Raw genomic sequence first — 16,627 nt, 5'->3', positions numbered from 1 at the left:
AGCGGCATCAAAGACAGGGTGGCAGCGCCACCAGCGGCAGGGCGACGACGGCCACCCCCGCCGCCGAGAAGAGGTGCAGCCCGGCGGCCAGGGCCGCCAGGAAGCGCGCGCGGCCTCGCTCGCGGCGTGCCGCGCCCAGGCAGAAGCGCACCAGCCAGCCCAGCAGCCCGAGGGTGGCGAGTGTCATCAGGCCCAGCCAGAGGTTGATGCCGGTCATCGCCCCCTGCCCGGGGGCCGGGGGCGCCGCGGCACAGGCCACCGAGAGCCCGCCGTAGAGCACCACGAACCACAGGCTCCAGAGCGTCAGGCCGAGCATCAGTTGCAGCGGGTGGTCGGCCTCGAGCCAGGGAAAGCGCCGCCTCATGCCCTACCCCCGATCAGCCACGGCAGCAGGCCCAGCGCCACCACCAGGATCCAGTAGACGCCGAGCTGGTAGCGCCACAGCAGCACCACTACCTCGGGCTCGAAGGGCAAGCGGGCACCGACCAGGCCGAGGGCGGCGCGCCACCCCTGCAGGCCGGCCATCACGCTGGCCAGCAGCCCATGTATCAGGGTATAGCCCAGCGCCACCAGCAGCACGGCGTCATGGGCGCTGGCCGTCGGCGCCAGCTCCGCCCGCCACAGCAGTGCGCCCCCCAGCAAGAGATGCAGCCCCCCCAGGGCCGCGATGGCGAACAGCGCGGCCGCAAGGCCGGCGTCCTCACCGCTGCGCAGGGAGCGCAGGCGCCGCTCCAGCCAGAGCGTCCCCAGGGTAAAGGCGGCCCCGGCCGCCAGCAGCAAGGGTAGCGACAGCGGTGACTGGGCCGGCATCTGCCAGCGGGGCGAGACGGTCCAGAGGTAAAACCAACCGAACAGCAGCGAGAGGAAGAAGGCGCCATCGGCGAGCAGCGCCACCCCCATGGCCCAGCGCCCGGGGCCGTCATGGGTGCGGGAGTGCAACGGCGGGGCATCGGGCTCGTCGCCGCCCAGCGGAGCGGCGACGGGGTGGCCACCGTTCTCCCAGGACCAGCGCAACAGCAGCAGCGCCGCCGCCATGAAGGCCATCAGGGCCAGCGGATAGAGGCGCAACAGCAGACTCACGCAGACCACCGCCAGGCAAGTCGCGGCGACCAGCGGCCACCAGCTGTTGGTGGGCAGGTGGATGACCTCGCGCACCCGGCCGGTGAGCGCCTCGCCGCCGAGCAGCTCGCGGCGGCCGTGACGGGCATCCGCCAGGGCATGCTCGCCACGGGCGATCTCGTCGCCGAGGGCCGGGTTCTCCCATAGCGGGTGGCGGGTCTCGACCCGCGGCAGGCTGGCGAAGTTGTAGGATGGCGGCGGCGTGGCCAGGCTCCACTCCAGGGTGTCGGCCCCCCAGGGATTGGGCGGGGCCGGGCGACCGAAGCGGAAGTGCAGCGCCAGGTCGAGCAGCACCATGGCGATGCCCGCCGACATCATGAAGCCACCGACCGACGAGACCAGGTTGTAGGGGGCCCAGCCCATGGCCGTGTCGTAAGTGTAGAGGCGCCTCGGCATGCCGAGCAGCCCCGTCCAGTGCATGATCAGGAAGGTCAGGTTGAAGCCGAGGAAGGTCAGCCAGAAACCCAGCCGACCCAGCCGCTCCGACGGCAGGCGCCCGGAGACCAGCGGCAGCCAGTAGATGAGCCCCGCCATCAGCGGGAAGAGCATGCCGCCCACCAGCACGTAGTGCAGGTGGGCCACCACGAAGTGGGTGTCGTGGACCTGCCAGTTGAACGGCACCAGGGCGAGCATCACGCCGGTGAGCCCGCCGCAGACGAAGATGATCAGGAAACCGAGGATCCACAGCATCGGCAGGGTCATGCGCGGCCGTCCCAGCCACAGGGTCGCCAGCCAGGCGAAGACCTGGATGGCGGTGGGCACCGCCACCAGCATGCTCACCGCCGAGAAGAACGCCTGGGCGAGTTGGGGAATGCCCACGGTGAACATGTGGTGCACCCAGAGCCCGAAGCTGATGAAGCCAGTGATGATGATCGCCGCCACCACCCAGCCGTAGCCGACGATGGGCCGCCCGGCGAACACCGGCAGCAGGGTCGAGACGATGCCCGCCGCCGGCAGGAAGATGATGTAGACCTCGGGATGGCCGAACAGCCAGAACAGGTGCTGCCACAGGATCGGGTCGCCGCCGCCCGACACGGTGAAGAAGGGCATCCCCGCGGCGCGTTCCAGCTCCAGCAGCACGCTGCCCAGTATCAGTGGCGGAAAGCCCACCACGATCATCAGCGCCATGGCCAGGATGTACCAGGCGAACAGCGGCATGCGGTGCAGCGCCATGCCCGGGGCCCGGGTGCGCAGGATCGACACCGTCAGCTCGACGCCGGCCGACAGCGCCGAGATCTCGATGAAGGTGATGCCGAGCAGCCAGAAGTCGGAGCCCGGCCCCGGGGCGTACTCGCCGCTGCTCAGCGGGGTGTACATGAACCAGCCGCTGGCCGGCGCCATCTCCAGCAGCAGGCTCGAGAAGAGGATGATCGCGCCGAACAGGTAACACCAGTAGCCGAAGGCGGTGAGCCGCGGGCAGACCAGGTCGCGGGTCCCGATCATCTTGGGGATCAGATAGATCGCCAGCCCCTCGAGCATGGGAATGGCGAACAGGAACATCATCACCGTGCCGTGCATGGTGACGACCTGGTGGTAGATCGCCGGCGCCATGAAGGCCTGGTCGGGCAGTGCCAGCTGGGTGCGCACCAGCATCGCCAGCACGCCGCCGAGCAGGAAGAACGCGAGCCCGGTGGCCATGAAGCGCAGCCCCAGGGTGCTGTGGTTGACCACCGTCAGGGCTCGCCAGCCGCGGGGATTGGCCCACACCGCCTCGAGCTCGCGGTGCAGGTGCTCGGGTCCGGCACGGGATCGCGGCGTCTCGCTCATGGGGCCAGGGTCTCCAGCCAGGCGCCGAGGGCCTCGAGGGTCTCGGCGTCGACATGGTCATGGGCGGGCATGCGGTTGCCGGGCTTGAGCGCCTGGTGCTCGGCCAGCCAGCGCGCGATGGCGCCCTCCTCCATGGCCAGGACGCCGGCACCCAGGGTGGCCCGGCTGCCGATATCGGAAAGGTCCGGGCCGGTCGTCCCCTGCGAGAGCCCGGCGACCCGATGGCAGCGGGCACAGTGTTCGGCGAAGGCCACTCGGGCCAGGTCGTGCCCCTCGGCCCGGGGTGGCGGCGAGCGCCGCTCGGCCAGCCAGGCCTCGAAGTCGTCGCGCTCCATGGCCTCCACCTGCAGCTGCATATGGGCATGCTGGGCGCCACAGAACTCGGCGCACTGGGCACCGAAGACGCCGGGCTCGTCGGCCTCCAGGCGGATGCGGTTGACGCGCCCGGGGATCATGTCGATCTTGCCGCCGAGCCGCGGTACCCAGAAGGCGTGGATCACGTCGGCGCCGGTGACGTGGAAGTCCACCGGCTCACCGGCCGGCATCGCCAGCCGGTTGGCGGTGATCACCTCCCCGCCGTCGGCCTCCGGGTAGCGCACCTCCCACCACCACTGGTGGCCGATGACCTCGATCACCTGCGGTGCTTCGCCACCGGGGAGCGGCAGGGGCAGCAACCGCTGCCCGGCCGGCACACCGAAGGCGAGCAGCACCAGGAGGGTCACCCCGGGCAGCAGGATGCCGCCGCCGAGGATCCAGGCCAGACCGAGACGACGCTCACGGGCTTCGCCGCGCCGGGGTGACTCACGGCGCCGGAAGGCGGCGAGCCACAGCCCCACCACGCCCAGGAAGACCAGGGTGAAGGCCGTCAGCATGCCCCACCAGAGCCAGGCCACCTCCTTGGCGGCGGGGCCGGCGGGGTCGAGGATGGAACGGTCGCCGCTGCAGCCGACCAGCACGAGCGACAGCAACGCCAGGGTGGCAAGCTTGACCCCTCTGAAGAGGCGGCCTTCAATGCCAGGGAGGACTCCACGACCGACAGGGAAGCTGCCATGCCCAGAGCGCAACTCAGATCGCCACGACGCTCGATCCATAGCCGCGTCGCCCTCGCCGGCCATCCGCTGCACCCGATGATGATCCACTTCCCGGTGGCCGCCCTGATCGCGCTGGTGGCCAGCGACCTGGGCCATCTCTACACGGCTGACCCCTTCTGGGCCCGCGCCTCGCTGTGGCTGGCCGGGGTCGGCGCCTTCGGCGGCTGGGTCGCCGGCCTGGCGGGCCTGGTCGACCTGGTGTCGGTGAAGGAGATCCGGCGCCTGGTCACCGCCTGGAGCCATGCCATGGTCGCCGTGGTGATGCTCTCGCTGGCCTCTCTGAACTGGCTGTGGCGCTTCCTCGGCGAAGCCCTGCTGCCCTGGGGACTGGTGCTGTCGCTTGCCACCGCGGCACTGATCGCGCTGGCCGGCTGGCTGGGCGGCCAGCTGGTCTACGAGTATGCCGTGGGCGTGGACCTCGACGACTGAGTGATGGCGGTTCGGCATTCCCCCTCTCCCTGGTCGGCGGCGTCCCTCACCATGCCGGCTTGGCCAGTACCAGTGTCACCACGGCCAGCATGGCCGTGGCGGCCAGCACGCCGGCCGCCACGGCGCCCCCCGCCACCCCGCGGGGCTGGCCCTGCTCGAGTCGCAGCACCAGCCAGCCACAGGCGCCGTGGGCCATCACCATGCCGGTCACCGCCAGCAGCTTGAGCACCAGCCAGCTACCCGCCAGGCCATGCACCAGGAACAGCAGCGTGCCCGAGACGATGGCGAGCAGGGCGGCGGGCGTGGCCAGGCCGTTGTAGACGAAGCGCGGCATGGGCGGCGAGCTGGACGCGAAGGGGGGCGGGCCGGACGCGCTACGCGCCGACACCATCAGCAGCGCCGGCAAGTAGAGCAGCGCGCCGCACCAGCTCACCAGCGCCACGATATGCAGAAACTTGATCCAGGGCATGGGCGTACTTGCAGCTCGCGTCCGCCGTCGGACCTCTCTCACCCTAGTCGAGCCCCGCGGTGCCGGCCACTGACCGCCGCCATGACACCCGGCGGTGCCTCAGCCGTAGAGGCCCTGGCTTCTCAGGTAGTCGTCGTAGCTGCCGCTGAAGTCGGTGATGCCGGCATCGCTCATGTCGAGGATCCGGGTGGCCAGCGAGGAGACGAACTCGCGGTCGTGGCTGACGAAGATCAGGGTGCCGGGGTAGTGCTCGAGAGCCAGGTTGAGCGCCTCGATGGACTCCATGTCCAGGTGGTTGGTGGGCTCGTCCATCAGCAGCACGTTAGGGCGGGTCAGCGACAGCTTGCCGAACAGCATGCGGCCCTGCTCGCCGCCGGAGATCACCTTCACCGACTTGCCGATGTCGTCGCTGGAGAACAGCATCCGTCCCAGGGCGCCACGGATCACCTGCTCGCCGCCGTCGGTCCACTGGGCCATCCACTCGAACAGGGTGGCGTCGTTGGCGAAGTCGTCGGCGTGATCCTGGGCGAAGACGCCGAGCTCGGCACTGTCGGTCCAGCGCACCGCCCCGGCCAGGGGGTGCAGCTCGCCGGCCAGTGTCCTGAGCAGCGTGGTCTTGCCGATGCCATTGGGGCCGATGATGGCGATGCGTTCGCCGGCCTCCACGGTCATGCCGAGGCCCTCGAACAGCGGCGCCTCGCCGGGATACCCCTGACTCAAGGCCTCGACGTTTACCGCATTGCGGTGGATCTTCCTGCCCTGCTCGAAGCGGATGAAGGGGCTGACCCGGCTCGAGGGCTTGATGTCCTCGAGCTTGATCTTGTCGATCTGCCGCGCCCGGGAGGTGGCCTGCTTGGCCTTGGAGGCGTTGGCCGAGAAGCGGCTGACGAAGGCCTGCAGCTCGGCGATCTGCGCCTTCTTCCGGGCGTTGTCGGCGTGCTGGCGCTCGCGGGCCGCGGTGGCCGCGGTCATGTAGTCGTCGTAGTTGCCGGGGAACAGCCGGATCTCGCCATAGTCCAGGTCCGCCATGTGGGTGCAGACGCTGTTGAGGAAGTGGCGGTCGTGGGAAATGATGATCATGGTGCTGTTGCGCGCGGTCAGCATCCCTTCCAGCCAGCGGATGGTGTTGATGTCCAGATGGTTGGTGGGCTCGTCGAGCAGCAGCACGTCGGGGTCGGCGAACAGCGCCTGGGCCAGCAGGACGCGCAGTTTCCAGCCCGGCGCCACCTCGCTCATGGGGCCGACGTGCTGCTCGATCGGGATACCCAGCCCCAGCAGCAGCTCGCCGGCGCGGGCCTCGGCGGTGTAGCCGTCGAGCTCGGCGAAGCGGACCTCCAGGTCGGCCACGGCCATGCCGTCTTCCTCGCTCATCTCCGGTAACGCGTAGATGCGCTCGCGCTCGGCCGCCACCTCCCACAGCTCGCGGTTGCCCATGATCACGGTGTCGATGACCCGCTCGGATTCGAAGGCGAACTGGTCCTGGCCCAGCTTGCCGAGGCGCGCGCCGGACTCGACCATCACCTGGCCGGACGACGGCTCCAGGTCACCGCCCAGGATCTTCATGAAGGTGGACTTGCCACAGCCGTTGGCGCCGATCAGGCCGTAGCGGTGGCCGTTGCCGAACTTGATGGAGACGTTCTCGAACAGGGGCCTGGCCCCGAACTGCATGGTGATGTTGGCGGTGGAGATCACGTGGGGGTCCAATCGAGGTGCAAAAGTTCGCGATTGTACCGGTTATGGGCGCGAGTCACACGCCGGGAAGGCGTGACACCAAGGCTATCGCTGGCGGTAACGCTCGAGGCTGTTCCGGCGACAGGTCTGCGAGGGGGCGCTGTGAACCCCTCCATGGGCGCTACCGATTCCCTGCTGCGCTTTCGCATCCTGCTTCGCTTGCAGGGCCGGGGTTGGCCATCCATGGCCAACCCGTTCGGCGGGAAGAACATTCACTGGATGTTCTTCTGATTCCGCCTCACCCATGGAATCGGACCCCCTCTTCGACCTGTCCCCGACGCCTCTCGCTTCGGGTAACTGCGATTGCTCTGGGCGTGGTACTGGCCGGGCCACCTGGGGGATGGGAGGTCAGTCGCTCCGCTCGAGGGTGAACATGGAGAGCAGCTTGTCCCGCTTGCCATAGAGGTGAACCGTGGTCTCCTCGAAGGGAAAGCTATCGAGGTACTCACGGTTGAGGCGCGGCTTGTGGGCATGGATCATCGCCGCCACCAGGCGCTCGCGGTTGACGTAGCCGGACAACCCCACGGAATACCAGAGGACCTCTCCCTCCTTCAGGCACTCCTGCCACCTGGGACGGTCCTCGTGATGCTGCAGCCGAAAGCCCACATCGCGATGCTCGCCGATGTAGAGCAGCTCCTGCACCGCCATCTCGCCGCTCTGGGGGTCGGGACCGGCACGGAAGACACAGAAGATGCCGGACTCGTTGGGCACCTCGCGTAGCTGCTCGTCCGTCCAGTAACCGAGCATCTTGGGAGACAGGGTGATTTCCATCATGGGGTCCTCCTCAATAGTCCTCGAGCCGTTGCATGTCCCCGGCGAGGCGCCGCACCTCCGCCTCGTGGCCCGCGGAGCGCGCCTCGAAGCACGTCTTCTCGTCAGTGGCAGCACCGGTTGGCTCTCGTCTACATCCTAGCCAACGCCCGCGGGCCGCGCCTGGCGTGTATCAACGGGGGACGTTGAAAGACTAGAGCAGCAGTGACTCCTCGATGGGCACGAAGTCGCTGGCCGCACGGATCAGGGAATCGGCGGTGAGGCGCGCCACGCCGACCACGGTCACCCCGACACCGTGGCGCTCGCGCAGCCGCTGCACCAGCAGGTCGAAATCGCCGTCACCGGAGACCAGCACCACCCGGTCGACCTGGGGCGCGACCTCGATGGCGTCCAGGGTGATGCCCACGTCCCAGTCGCCCTTGGCGGAGCCGTCACGGCGCTGGATGAAGGGCTTGAGCTTCACACAGAAACCGATGCCGCGCAGGATGTTCTGGAACTGGCGCTGGCGCGCATCGCCGCGCTCCACCGCATAGGCGTTGGCCACCACCACCTCACGCCCGGTGGCGAAGCGCGCCCAGAAGGCGTTGTAGTCGAAGTGCCGGCCGAAGGCCTGACGCGTGGTGTAGTAGACGTTCTGCACGTCAACGAGGATGGCGACGCGCTCCACGGTGGTCTCCTCCACGCGGCTCACCACTCCTGGCTGGTCTCGCGCAACGCCGCGAGCTCCGCCTTGGCCTCGCGCAGACACCAGCGCAGCTCGTCGGCCAGCGCCGCCCCGCTGCCGGTAGCGATCAGGCCCTGGGCGGCGCCGCTAGTGCGCCGGGCCACGCCATCGCTGCCATGCAGGGCCTCGAGCCGGGCCAGCAGCCAGGCCAGCCAGCTGTCCTCCCGGGAGGCCAGCTCGCGCAGCCGCTGCAGTTCGGCCATGGCGCGCCCCTCGGGGCCGAGCAGCTCGCGCCAGTCGTGCCGCTCGAGCAGCGCATGCTCGGTGACTTCGCGCAGCAGCGACTGCAGCGCCAGCTCGGTCAGCGCCAGGGCCGCCTCCTCCACCGCCATGCGCCGTGCCTCGGCATGCTCGTCGTCGCCGGGGACGACGTCGAGCAGCAACTCGGCCTGGTAGAGCAGTTGATTGGTACGCGAACGCGGGGTCACTTGCGCTTGTCCTCCACCTGCCACTTGCCGTTGTCGAAGGTGGCCTTCCAGCCGGTGGCCTTGCCGTCCTCGTCGGTCATCACGAACTGCTCCCTGGCCTTGCGCGAGAAGCGGATCTGGGCCGGACGGCCGTCCGGGTCCTCGCTGGGCGCGTCGAGCAGGAAGCGGTACTTCTCGGGCAGCTCCTCGGCGTGGGCCTTGAGCTCGCGCACCAGCGGCGGTCGGGTCTCGCGGTTCTTGGGGAACTTGCTCGCCGCCAGGAACAGACCGCTGGCGCCGTCGCGCAGCACATAGTGATCGTCGACCTTCTGGCAGGCCAGCTCCGGCATGGGGATGGGGTCCATCTTGGGCGGGGCCACCTCACCACTGCGCAGCAGCTTGCGGGTGTTCTTGCACTCGCTGTTGGTGCAGCCGAAGTACTTGCCGAAGCGCCCGCTCTTGAGCTGCATCTCGCTGCCGCACTTGTCGCACTCGATGGTCGGGCCGTCGTACCCCTTGATGCGGAACTTGCCCTGCTCGATCTCGTGGCCGTCACAGTCGGGGCTGTTGCCGCAGATATGCAGCTTGCGCGTCTCGTCGATCAGGTAGCTGTCCATGGCGGTGCCACACTTGGGGCAGCGGTGCTTGGCGCGCAGCGCCTCGGTCTCGGCTTCCTCGTCGGCGTCGGCGGCCACCGCCTCCTCTCCGGGCAGCAGGTCGATGGTGGTCTTGCAGCGCTCCTTGGGCGGCAGGTTATAACCCGAGCAACCCAGGAAAACCCCGGTGGAAGCGGTGCGGATCTGCATCTTGCGCCCGCAGCTCGGGCAATCGATGTCGGTCGGCACCGGCTGGTTGGGGCGCATCCCCGCCTCGCTCTCGGCGGCCTCGAGCTCCTGGCGGAACTCGGCGTAGAAGGCATCGAGCAGTTCGCGCCAGTTGCGCTCGCCTTCGGCCACCTCGTCGAGGCCATCCTCCATGCGCGCCGTGAAGGAGTAGTCCATCAGGTCGGGGAAGGACTCCTTGAGCCGCTCGGTGACGATGTCGCCGAGTTTCTCGGCATAGAAGCGACGATTCTCCAGCTTGACGTAGCCGCGGTCCTGGATGGTGGAGATGATCGCGGCATAGGTGGAGGGCCGGCCGATGCCGCGCTTCTCCAGCTCCTTGACCAGGCTTGCCTCGGTGTAGCGCGCCGGCGGTTTGGTGAAGTGCTGCTGGGGGTCGAGCGCCGCGAGGGTCATCGGCGTGCCCTCGGCGAGATCCGGCAGGGCCTGGTCCTCGCTCTTGCCGGCCGGCTTCATTACCCGGGTGTAGCCGTCGAACTTGAGCACCCGGCCCTTGGCCCTGAGCTCGTAGCCGTCGGCCTCGACGGTCAGGGTACTCGAGAGGTACTCGGCCGGCGTCATCTGGCAGGCGACGAACTGGCGCCAGATCAGCTCGTAGAGGCGCTCGGCGTCGCGCTCCATGCCGGCGAGGTCGCCGGCCCGGCGGTCGACCTCGGAGGGGCGGATCGCCTCGTGGGCCTCCTGGGCGCCCTCCTTGCTGGAGTAGCGGTTGGGTGCCTCGGGCAGGTAGCGCGGCCCGAACTCGCTGCCGATGAAGTCGCGGACATGCTCCACCGCATCCTTGGAGAGATTGGTGGAGTCGGTACGCATGTAGGTGATGTAGCCCGCCTCGTAGAGGCGCTGGGCCAGGGTCATGGTCTTCTTCACCGAGAAGCCGAGACGGCCGCTGGCCGCCTGCTGCAGCGTCGAGGTGATAAAGGGGGCGTTGGGCTTGGAACGGGTCGGCTTGTCTTCTCTGGCGGTGATCGAGAGACGCGCCTGCTTCAGCGCCGCGATGCGTTCGAGGGTCTCGGCCTCGGAGGTGGGACGGAAGGCCTTGCCATCCTGGCGCACCAGCTCGAAGCGCACCGGTTCGGCCTTCTCCCGGCCCGCCTTATCCCCCGGCACGAGGTCGGCGTGGACGTCCCAGAACTCCTCGGGGACGAAGGCGCGGATCTCCCGTTCACGCTCGACGATCAGCCGCATGGCCACCGACTGCACCCGTCCGGCGGACAGCCCGCGGGCGATCTTGGCCCACAGCAGCGGCGAGAGCATGAAGCCGACGACGCGGTCGAGGAAGCGCCGCGCCTGCTGCGCCTCGACCCGCGGGATGTTCAGGTTGCCGGGGTCCTGGAAGGCCTCCTGGATGGCATTCCTGGTGATCTCGTTGAACACCACCCGACGGTAGCGGCTCTCGTCGCCGCCGATGGTCTCGCGAAGGTGCCAGGCGATGGCTTCCCCCTCGCGATCGAGGTCGGTGGCGAGATAGACGGCATCGGCCTTCTCGGCGAGCTTCTGCAGCTCGGCCACCACCTTCTCCTTGCCCGGCAGGATCTCGTAGTTGGCCTTCCAGCCGTGCTCGGGGTCGATGCCCATGCGCCGAATCAACTGTTCGCGGGACTTGTGCTTCCTGTACTCGGCCTTCTCTTCCGCCGACATCTTGCGGGTCGCGGCGGCCTGGCGTGCACGCTCCTTGGGGTCGGAGGCCGCCTTGCCCGAGCCGCTGGTCGGCAGGTCACGGATGTGCCCCACGCTCGACTTCACGATGAACTCGTTGCCGAGGTACTTGTTGATCGTCTTGGCCTTGGCCGGCGACTCGACGATGACCAGTGACTTGCCCATAGTGCTCCACTATTGTGCATGGCGCACTGGCATCGCAGCGCGCCTGACGGTTCCGTCCACCCGTCTCCCGGGCGGTGAAAAATCCGCTTACCCTACCCCAGCACCGCGCGTCACGCCAGTCGCAGGCGGTGCACATGGCGCGAGGCGGCCTTCTGACCCTAGACCGCCGAGGCAGGCCACGGCAAGGCGCCAGGACCGGTGACACAATGACGAACGCCCCCGCCGGAAGTTCCAGCGGGGGCGTCGCGTCAGGGGCGTGGCGGCTCAGGCCTCGCCATCCCCCTCCGGGGAGCGAGAGGTGCCGGGAGCCGCCTTATCCTTGCCCTTGGCGGTCGATCTGGCGGCCTCAGGCTTCGGCTCGGTGGCCTTGGCGGCCTCGGCTTCGGGCTTCTTCGCCTCGGCGGCCTTGGTGGCCTCGGCTTCGGCTTCGGGCTTCTTCGGCTCGGCGGCCTTGGCGGCCTCGGCTTCGGGCTTCTGCGACTCGGCGGCCTTGGTGGCTTCGGCTTCGGGTTTCTTCGGCTCGGCGGCCTTGGGCTTGTCGGCAGCCTTGCGCACCCGGGTCGCCTTGCCGGAGGCCCGCGACCCGCTACCGCTCGCCGGCGTCCGAGCGGGTGTCGCCTTGGGCACGGCCTTCGCCGATGAGGCGGCCGGGCCATTGTCCAGCGTCAGGGCCGGCGATGGCCGGGCAGGCGCGGCCGGGCGCGCCCGGGCAAACAGCGCCTTGATGCGCTCGAGGCGATCCGCGGCATGTTCGGAGAGCTCGCCGCTGGCGGCCAGCACATGCTCGATATGCGCCAGGTCCTCGTCGATCTGCTCGGCGCTCTGCCCCTCGAGCAGGGTCGGAATCGCTGCCAGTGCCGCCTCGCGGTCGAGCTTGAGAATGAAGAACTGCTCGCGCATCAGGTGCTTGAAGTCGGCCAGCTGAATGCTCGGCTCCAGCTCGGCGCGGGAGGCGCGCAGGCGGTTGAAGTTACGCTCGTCGGTGGCCGGTGCCCCGCCCAGCACGTAGATCATGGCGCGCATCACCGCCTCGTGACTGCCGCCCTCGGCGATATGAGCCCGCAGCTCGGCCTGGCGGCGCTCGACGAAGCGGCGGTGCTCGGGCTCGGCCCCCGGGCGACGACGGTGGACATGGGCATCGCCACCCAGGCCGACCAGTGCCTGCAGCAACGGCTGGCCGTAGAAGTCCAGGAACAGCCGCTCGATGCTGCTGTCGCGCAGGTCACGCCAGGCGTTCAGGCTGCGGGTGAACTGATCGGAGATGGCGCTCTCGATCACCCGGAAGAGGTTGTCCTCACCGAGCGGGTGGCGATCGGCGCGTACCCGCTCGGCCAGCACCGGGACCGGCACCATCAGGGGGTTGCGATCGGAGAGCAGCCGATAGCCCAGGCGGTTGGGGTGCATGCGGCGCAACCACTTCGCCGATTCCGGCGTGGCCAAGGCGCGAACCCAGGGCTGCAGGAACTGCCGGTACAGCCCCAGGTTGATCTCCGAGATCCGCGCCACGGTGGCGAAACGAGTGTCGTCCTCGGGCCGGTGCCGGACCTCCTGGTCGAGCTCCTCGATGGTCCGCGGGGTGAACTCCAGCAGGTAGTCGCGCTCGATCAGCTCGGCGTCGCTGCGTTCGGCCGCCGAGGAGATCGTGGTCTCGTAGAGGCCCGGCGGCAGCACGTCGATGTAGTCCATGTTGGCAGTGAACTCGGCGTGCTCCTTGCGCGAGACGCTGCCCGAGACGAAGATTCCCAGGTGCCCGGTGGTGTCGTGGACGCAATAGACGATGGTCTGCTCGTTGGCGATGATGTCCTCGACCCCCTCGTAGAGGTCGCGCACCCAGCCAAGTGCCTGGGGCGGCGGGGTGATGTCGTCGCCCCGGGAACAAAACACCACCACCGGCGAGCGCACGTTGCGCAGGTCGATGCGACGACCGTCGGAAGTCACCAGCTGGGCGGTGGAGAGCCGGTTGCCGACGAAGAGGTTGTCGACGATGTACTGGATCTCCTCGCCTCCCAGCACGACGTGCCCACCCCACCAGCGCTCGAACTCCAGGTAGCGACTCGCCTCGGTATCGACCCGGGAAAAGAGCTGGTACTGCTTGCGCCACCAGGTGTTCGCCGGGTTCAGGCGCTCGAAGTTCTGGACCAGAAAGGCGCCGTCGAACAGCCCGTCACCCAGGTCGCCGAGCAGCGAGGTCATCCAGCTGCCGCCGGTCAGGCCCCCGGTATAGCGCATCGGCGCGCCGCCGCGCTCACCGGCCCAGTAGGAGAGCGGGGCCCCGGCGATCAGGATGGGACCGAACAGGTCGGGCTCGAGCGAGGCCGCCATCATGACCTGCCAGCCGGCCTGGCAGTTGCCCACCACCATGGGTTTCTCGGACGTTTCCGCATGGCGCTCGCCGACGTGGCGCAGGAAGGCGATCTCGGCCTCGACCACGTCCTCGACGGTCTGACCGAGCGCCGGATACGGCAAGAAGCCGATGAAGTAGCAGGGGTGGCCGGCACGCAGCGCGATGCCGAGCTCGCTGTCGGGCTTGAAGCCGCCGATGCCGGGACCATGACCGGCACGGGGGTCGACCACCACGAAGGGACGCATCTGGGGATCGATGGTGACGCCCTCGGGCGGCATGACACGCAGCAGCTCGTAGTTCACGGGCCGCGGCAGCGTGTGACCGTCCATCAGCACCTCGGTCTCGAAGCCCAGCACGCTGGGCTTGGTCTGCTCGATATGCTCGAGGTACTGGTTGCCACGCAGGCGCATGACATCCATGTAGAGGACACTGCGCTCCAGGACGTCGCGCCAGTAGTCATAGGCCGCGCGTCCGAAGCCGAACGGGTCCAGGAAAGGCAGCGCAGCTGTCAGGGGGGGCGGCATCAGGGAATTCATCTCGGGCTCCAGGCTTGGCGTGGATGAAATGCTGCATTGCAATATAGCGCATATTCTCCGACACGACGAGCGGAGGTTGAATGACAGTTTAATCCCTGTTTCGGAACAGGGCCTGGATCAGCGATGTGGCCCGCGACGCCTCGCCTGTCCAGGGTCGCGGCTCCTGTGGTACCTTTACGCTCCTTGCCAACGTATCATTCGGCGCAGCATGCAGCTTAGTGGCGGCCCCCGGTGCGGTCATTCCGCGGCGGCCTCACCACATCTTCAAGACGTCGACAGCCGACGAGTAGAGAGGCTCAACATCCCATGAGCGATACCACCTCCAAGCGAGTGCCCAGCGGTGAGAAATTCCGCAACGAGCGCGGCATGGCCGTGATCAAGGATGGCATCAAGCAACGCAAGCAGGTCGAGGACAGTACCGCGACCGAGCGCAAGCCTCACTGGTTGCGTGCCCAGATCCCCGGAGGGGGGCGCTTCGATGCGGTGAAGAAGAACGTCGCAACACACCGGCTCAGCACCGTCTGTGCCGAATCGCACTGTCCGAACATGGGCGAATGCTGGAGCAACGGTACCGCGACCATCATGCTGATGGGCTCGGTCTGCACGCGGGCCTGCCGTTTCTGTGCCGTGGATACCGGCAACCCACGGGGCTGGCTCGACGACGAGGAGCCGGAGAACACGGCGAAGTCGGTCGAGCTCATGGGGCTGCGCTATGTCGTGCTGACTTCCGTGGACCGCGACGACCTCCCCGACGGCGGTGCAGCACACTACGCGTCCTGCATCCGCGCCATCAAGACCCACACGCCGGAAGTGGTCGTCGAGGCCCTGACCCCGGACTTCGACGGTGAACCGGCGGCCATCGAGCGCGTCGTCGATTCGGGCCTGGAGGTGTTCGCCCAGAACGTCGAGACCGTCGAGCGCCTCACCGAGCGGGTGCGGGATCCCCGGGCCGGCTACCGAAAGACCCTGGACGTCCTGGCGCATGCCAAGCGGCACAACCCCAAGGTCATCACCAAGACCAGCCTGATGCTCGGCCTGGGCGAGACCGAGGAGGAGGTCCTGGCGACCTTCGACGACCTGCGCGCCATCGGCGTGGACATCGTGACCCTGGGGCAGTACCTGCGCCCGACGCGCAACCACCTGCCGGTCGAGCGCTGGGTCACGCCGGAGGAGTTCGACCGCTACCGCCGGCTGGGCCTCGAGAAGGGCTTCATGGAGGTCCCCTCCGGCCCGCTGGTACGCTCCAGCTACCGGGCCGACCGGGTGTTCGAGAAGAACAACCTGGGGCTCGCCGCCCCCGCCGAGGTACCGGGCCAGGCGGCGGACCCCAACCGCATCGACGCCATCAACGTCGGCTAGTGCCGAGCGCCCGACGACATGGAGCCGTCGGGCGCTGCAGCGAAGCGATATCTACCCGGGAACGCAAGCGTAGTGACCGACGGCCTCCCGAGACCTGAGAACGCGGCTTTCCGGCGACAGGCTTTCGCGGAGGCGCTGTGAACCCCTCCCTGGGCGCTACTTTTCCCTCCCTGGAAAAAGACCTCCGCTACTCCCTGTCCCCGGCGCCGCTCACCTCAGCAGTCACCCGCATCCGCGAGTATTCTGCCGGGCGCTCGGCGTCGACCAGCTTCCGGCCCAGCTCACGGGCAAGACATTCGGCCAGGCGTTCGCCTACCGCCTCGACGCCGGGGCAATCATCGACCAGGTCGGCCAGCCGCGTCATGGCCATGCCGGCATGACCACAGGGGTTGATGCGCTCGAAGGGTGAGAGGTCGCCATCGACGTTCAACGCCACGCCGTGGAAGCTCGCCCCGCGCCGGATACGCAGCCCCAGGGAGGCGATCTTGGCCTCCCCCACATAGACGCCGGGGGCGTCAGGCCGCGCCCGCGACGCCACGCCGTAACCGTCGAGCAGGGCGATCACCGCCTTCTCGAGCGCCGTCACCAGGTCGCGCACGCCGACCCGCGCGCGACGCACGTCGAGCAGCGGGTAGAGCACCACTTGCCCCGGGCCATGGTAGGTCACCTGGCCACCGCGGTCGGTGGCCACCACCGGGATGTCGCCGGGCATGAGCAGGTGCTCGGGCTTGCCGGCCTGCCCCTGGGTGAACACCGGATCATGCTCGACCAGCCAGAACTGGTCGACCGTGGCGGCATCGCGCGTATCGGTGAGCTCGCGCATGGCCTGCCAGACCGGCAGGTAGGGCTGCCGCCCGAGCCGGTGGACGGCGATGGGGGATAGCGCTCCGGCTGCCGGCATCAGACCACCATATGCACGCGGCCGGTGGCCTTGAGGTCGACGAACAACGCCTTGAGCTGCTCTTCGCCGGTGGCGCGGATGCTCAGGCGCACCGACTGGAAGCGGCCATTGCGGCTCGCCACCACCTCGAGCCGGCTGCCGTCGAACTCCGGGTCGTGGCGGCTGACCACCTGGCAGACGGTAGCGGCGAAGTCCTCGGCGGCATCGCCCACTACCTTGAGCGGGTAGCGGCAGGGGAAGGTGATCTTCGGCGGCCGACCGCCGGGCTTGGCGGTCGAGGGCCGGCGCAGGTCACGCAGGGTCTTGTCGTTCATCG

14 protein-coding genes are annotated in these 16,627 nt (G+C 68.6%); 2 read left to right on the top strand and 12 right to left on the bottom strand.

Annotation, left to right across the window (positions count from 1 at the left end):
• Positions 1 to 7: 7 nt before the first annotated feature.
• The 3 genes from MKP05_RS11755 to coxB are packed head-to-tail and all read right to left on the bottom strand — an operon-like array spanning position 8 to position 3,842.
• On the bottom strand, positions 8 to 364 hold the full coding sequence (locus tag MKP05_RS11755) for a hypothetical protein (RefSeq protein ID WP_240568443.1): 357 nt from the start codon (positions 362 to 364) through the stop codon (positions 8 to 10).
• A complete protein-coding gene (ctaD, locus tag MKP05_RS11750) occupies positions 361 to 2,886 on the bottom strand; it encodes a cytochrome c oxidase subunit I (RefSeq protein WP_240568442.1) in 2,526 nt (841 codons plus the stop codon). Before ctaD ends, MKP05_RS11755 begins: the two co-directional genes overlap by 4 nt.
• The gene (coxB, locus tag MKP05_RS11745) at positions 2,883 to 3,842 is read right to left on the bottom strand and encodes a cytochrome c oxidase subunit II (protein ID WP_240568441.1); all 960 of its coding nucleotides are present in this window, start codon (positions 3,840 to 3,842) and stop codon (positions 2,883 to 2,885) included. The genes ctaD and coxB overlap by 4 nt, the downstream gene beginning before the upstream one ends.
• Before the next feature lie 93 nt (positions 3,843 to 3,935).
• On the opposite strand from coxB, the gene MKP05_RS11740 reads away from it, so the two are divergent.
• Positions 3,936 to 4,406 carry a DUF2231 domain-containing protein gene (locus MKP05_RS11740; protein ID WP_240568440.1) on the top strand — a complete coding sequence of 157 codons (471 nt, stop codon included), beginning with the start codon at positions 3,936 to 3,938 and terminating at the stop codon, positions 4,404 to 4,406.
• A 46-nt stretch (positions 4,407 to 4,452) separates the two neighbouring features.
• Here MKP05_RS11740 and MKP05_RS11735 read toward each other — a convergent pair whose 3' ends face one another.
• The 7 genes from MKP05_RS11735 to MKP05_RS11705 all read right to left on the bottom strand — a co-directional run bounded on the left by MKP05_RS11735 (position 4,453) and on the right by MKP05_RS11705 (position 14,051).
• Positions 4,453 to 4,875, bottom strand: coding sequence for a CopD family protein (locus MKP05_RS11735; RefSeq protein ID WP_240568439.1), 423 nt, complete (start codon positions 4,873 to 4,875; stop codon positions 4,453 to 4,455).
• Between the two features lie 99 nt (positions 4,876 to 4,974).
• Positions 4,975 to 6,567 carry an ABC-F family ATPase gene (locus MKP05_RS11730; RefSeq protein ID WP_110283807.1) on the bottom strand — a complete coding sequence of 531 codons (1,593 nt, stop codon included), beginning with the start codon at positions 6,565 to 6,567 and terminating at the stop codon, positions 4,975 to 4,977.
• Positions 6,568 to 6,954: 387 nt separating this feature from the next.
• A complete protein-coding gene (locus MKP05_RS11725) occupies positions 6,955 to 7,380 on the bottom strand; it encodes a GIY-YIG nuclease family protein (RefSeq protein WP_110283806.1) in 426 nt (141 codons plus the stop codon).
• A 190-nt stretch (positions 7,381 to 7,570) separates the two neighbouring features.
• The gene (locus MKP05_RS11720) at positions 7,571 to 8,044 is read right to left on the bottom strand and encodes a LabA-like NYN domain-containing protein (RefSeq protein ID WP_240568461.1); all 474 of its coding nucleotides are present in this window, start codon (positions 8,042 to 8,044) and stop codon (positions 7,571 to 7,573) included.
• 20 nt (positions 8,045 to 8,064) lie between these two features.
• Entirely contained in the window at positions 8,065 to 8,529 is a 465-nt protein-coding gene (locus tag MKP05_RS11715; protein ID WP_110283805.1) for a DUF6586 family protein, read from the bottom strand.
• Entirely contained in the window at positions 8,526 to 11,171 is a 2,646-nt protein-coding gene (gene topA, locus MKP05_RS11710; protein ID WP_240568438.1) for a type I DNA topoisomerase, read from the bottom strand. The genes MKP05_RS11715 and topA overlap by 4 nt, the downstream gene beginning before the upstream one ends.
• 264 nt (positions 11,172 to 11,435) lie before the next feature.
• On the bottom strand, positions 11,436 to 14,051 hold the full coding sequence (locus MKP05_RS11705; RefSeq protein ID WP_240568437.1) for a DUF3141 domain-containing protein: 2,616 nt from the start codon (positions 14,049 to 14,051) through the stop codon (positions 11,436 to 11,438).
• A 306-nt stretch (positions 14,052 to 14,357) separates the two neighbouring features.
• On the opposite strand from MKP05_RS11705, the gene lipA reads away from it, so the two are divergent.
• Positions 14,358 to 15,410 carry a lipoyl synthase gene (lipA, locus tag MKP05_RS11700; RefSeq protein WP_110283802.1) on the top strand — a complete coding sequence of 351 codons (1,053 nt, stop codon included), beginning with the start codon at positions 14,358 to 14,360 and terminating at the stop codon, positions 15,408 to 15,410.
• A gap of 187 nt (positions 15,411 to 15,597) precedes the next feature.
• On the opposite strand, the gene lipB is transcribed toward lipA, so the two are convergent.
• Both lipB and MKP05_RS11690 read right to left on the bottom strand, forming a co-directional pair.
• Complete coding sequence (lipB, locus tag MKP05_RS11695; protein WP_240568436.1) at positions 15,598 to 16,311, bottom strand: lipoyl(octanoyl) transferase LipB; 714 nt, start codon at positions 16,309 to 16,311, stop codon at positions 15,598 to 15,600.
• On the bottom strand, positions 16,311 to 16,625 hold the full coding sequence (locus MKP05_RS11690) for an HP0495 family protein (protein WP_110283800.1): 315 nt from the start codon (positions 16,623 to 16,625) through the stop codon (positions 16,311 to 16,313). Before MKP05_RS11690 ends, lipB begins: the two co-directional genes overlap by 1 nt.
• Between the last annotated feature and the right edge of the window lie 2 nt (positions 16,626 to 16,627).

The organism is Halomonas flagellata (genome assembly GCF_022487945.1).
Taxonomy (GTDB): domain Bacteria; phylum Pseudomonadota; class Gammaproteobacteria; order Pseudomonadales; family Halomonadaceae; genus Halomonas; species Halomonas flagellata.
Note: the sequence above shows the minus strand (reverse complement) of the source record. Positions and strands in the feature narration are given on the sequence as shown.

Coding starts and splice junctions, on each gene's coding strand:
- MKP05_RS11705 (WP_240568437.1), bottom strand. CDS start 14,051: ATGAATTCCCTGATGCCGCCCCCCCTGACAGCTGCGCTGCCTTTCCTG.
- ctaD (WP_240568442.1), bottom strand. CDS start 2,886: ATGAGCGAGACGCCGCGATCCCGTGCCGGACCCGAGCACCTGCACCGC.
- lipB (WP_240568436.1), bottom strand. CDS start 16,311: ATGCCGGCAGCCGGAGCGCTATCCCCCATCGCCGTCCACCGGCTCGGG.
- MKP05_RS11755 (WP_240568443.1), bottom strand. CDS start 364: ATGAGGCGGCGCTTTCCCTGGCTCGAGGCCGACCACCCGCTGCAACTG.
- MKP05_RS11735 (WP_240568439.1), bottom strand. CDS start 4,875: ATGCCCTGGATCAAGTTTCTGCATATCGTGGCGCTGGTGAGCTGGTGC.
- MKP05_RS11690 (WP_110283800.1), bottom strand. CDS start 16,625: ATGAACGACAAGACCCTGCGTGACCTGCGCCGGCCCTCGACCGCCAAG.
- lipA (WP_110283802.1), top strand. CDS start 14,358: ATGAGCGATACCACCTCCAAGCGAGTGCCCAGCGGTGAGAAATTCCGC.
- MKP05_RS11725 (WP_110283806.1), bottom strand. CDS start 7,380: ATGATGGAAATCACCCTGTCTCCCAAGATGCTCGGTTACTGGACGGAC.
- topA (WP_240568438.1), bottom strand. CDS start 11,171: ATGGGCAAGTCACTGGTCATCGTCGAGTCGCCGGCCAAGGCCAAGACG.
- MKP05_RS11740 (WP_240568440.1), top strand. CDS start 3,936: ATGCCCAGAGCGCAACTCAGATCGCCACGACGCTCGATCCATAGCCGC.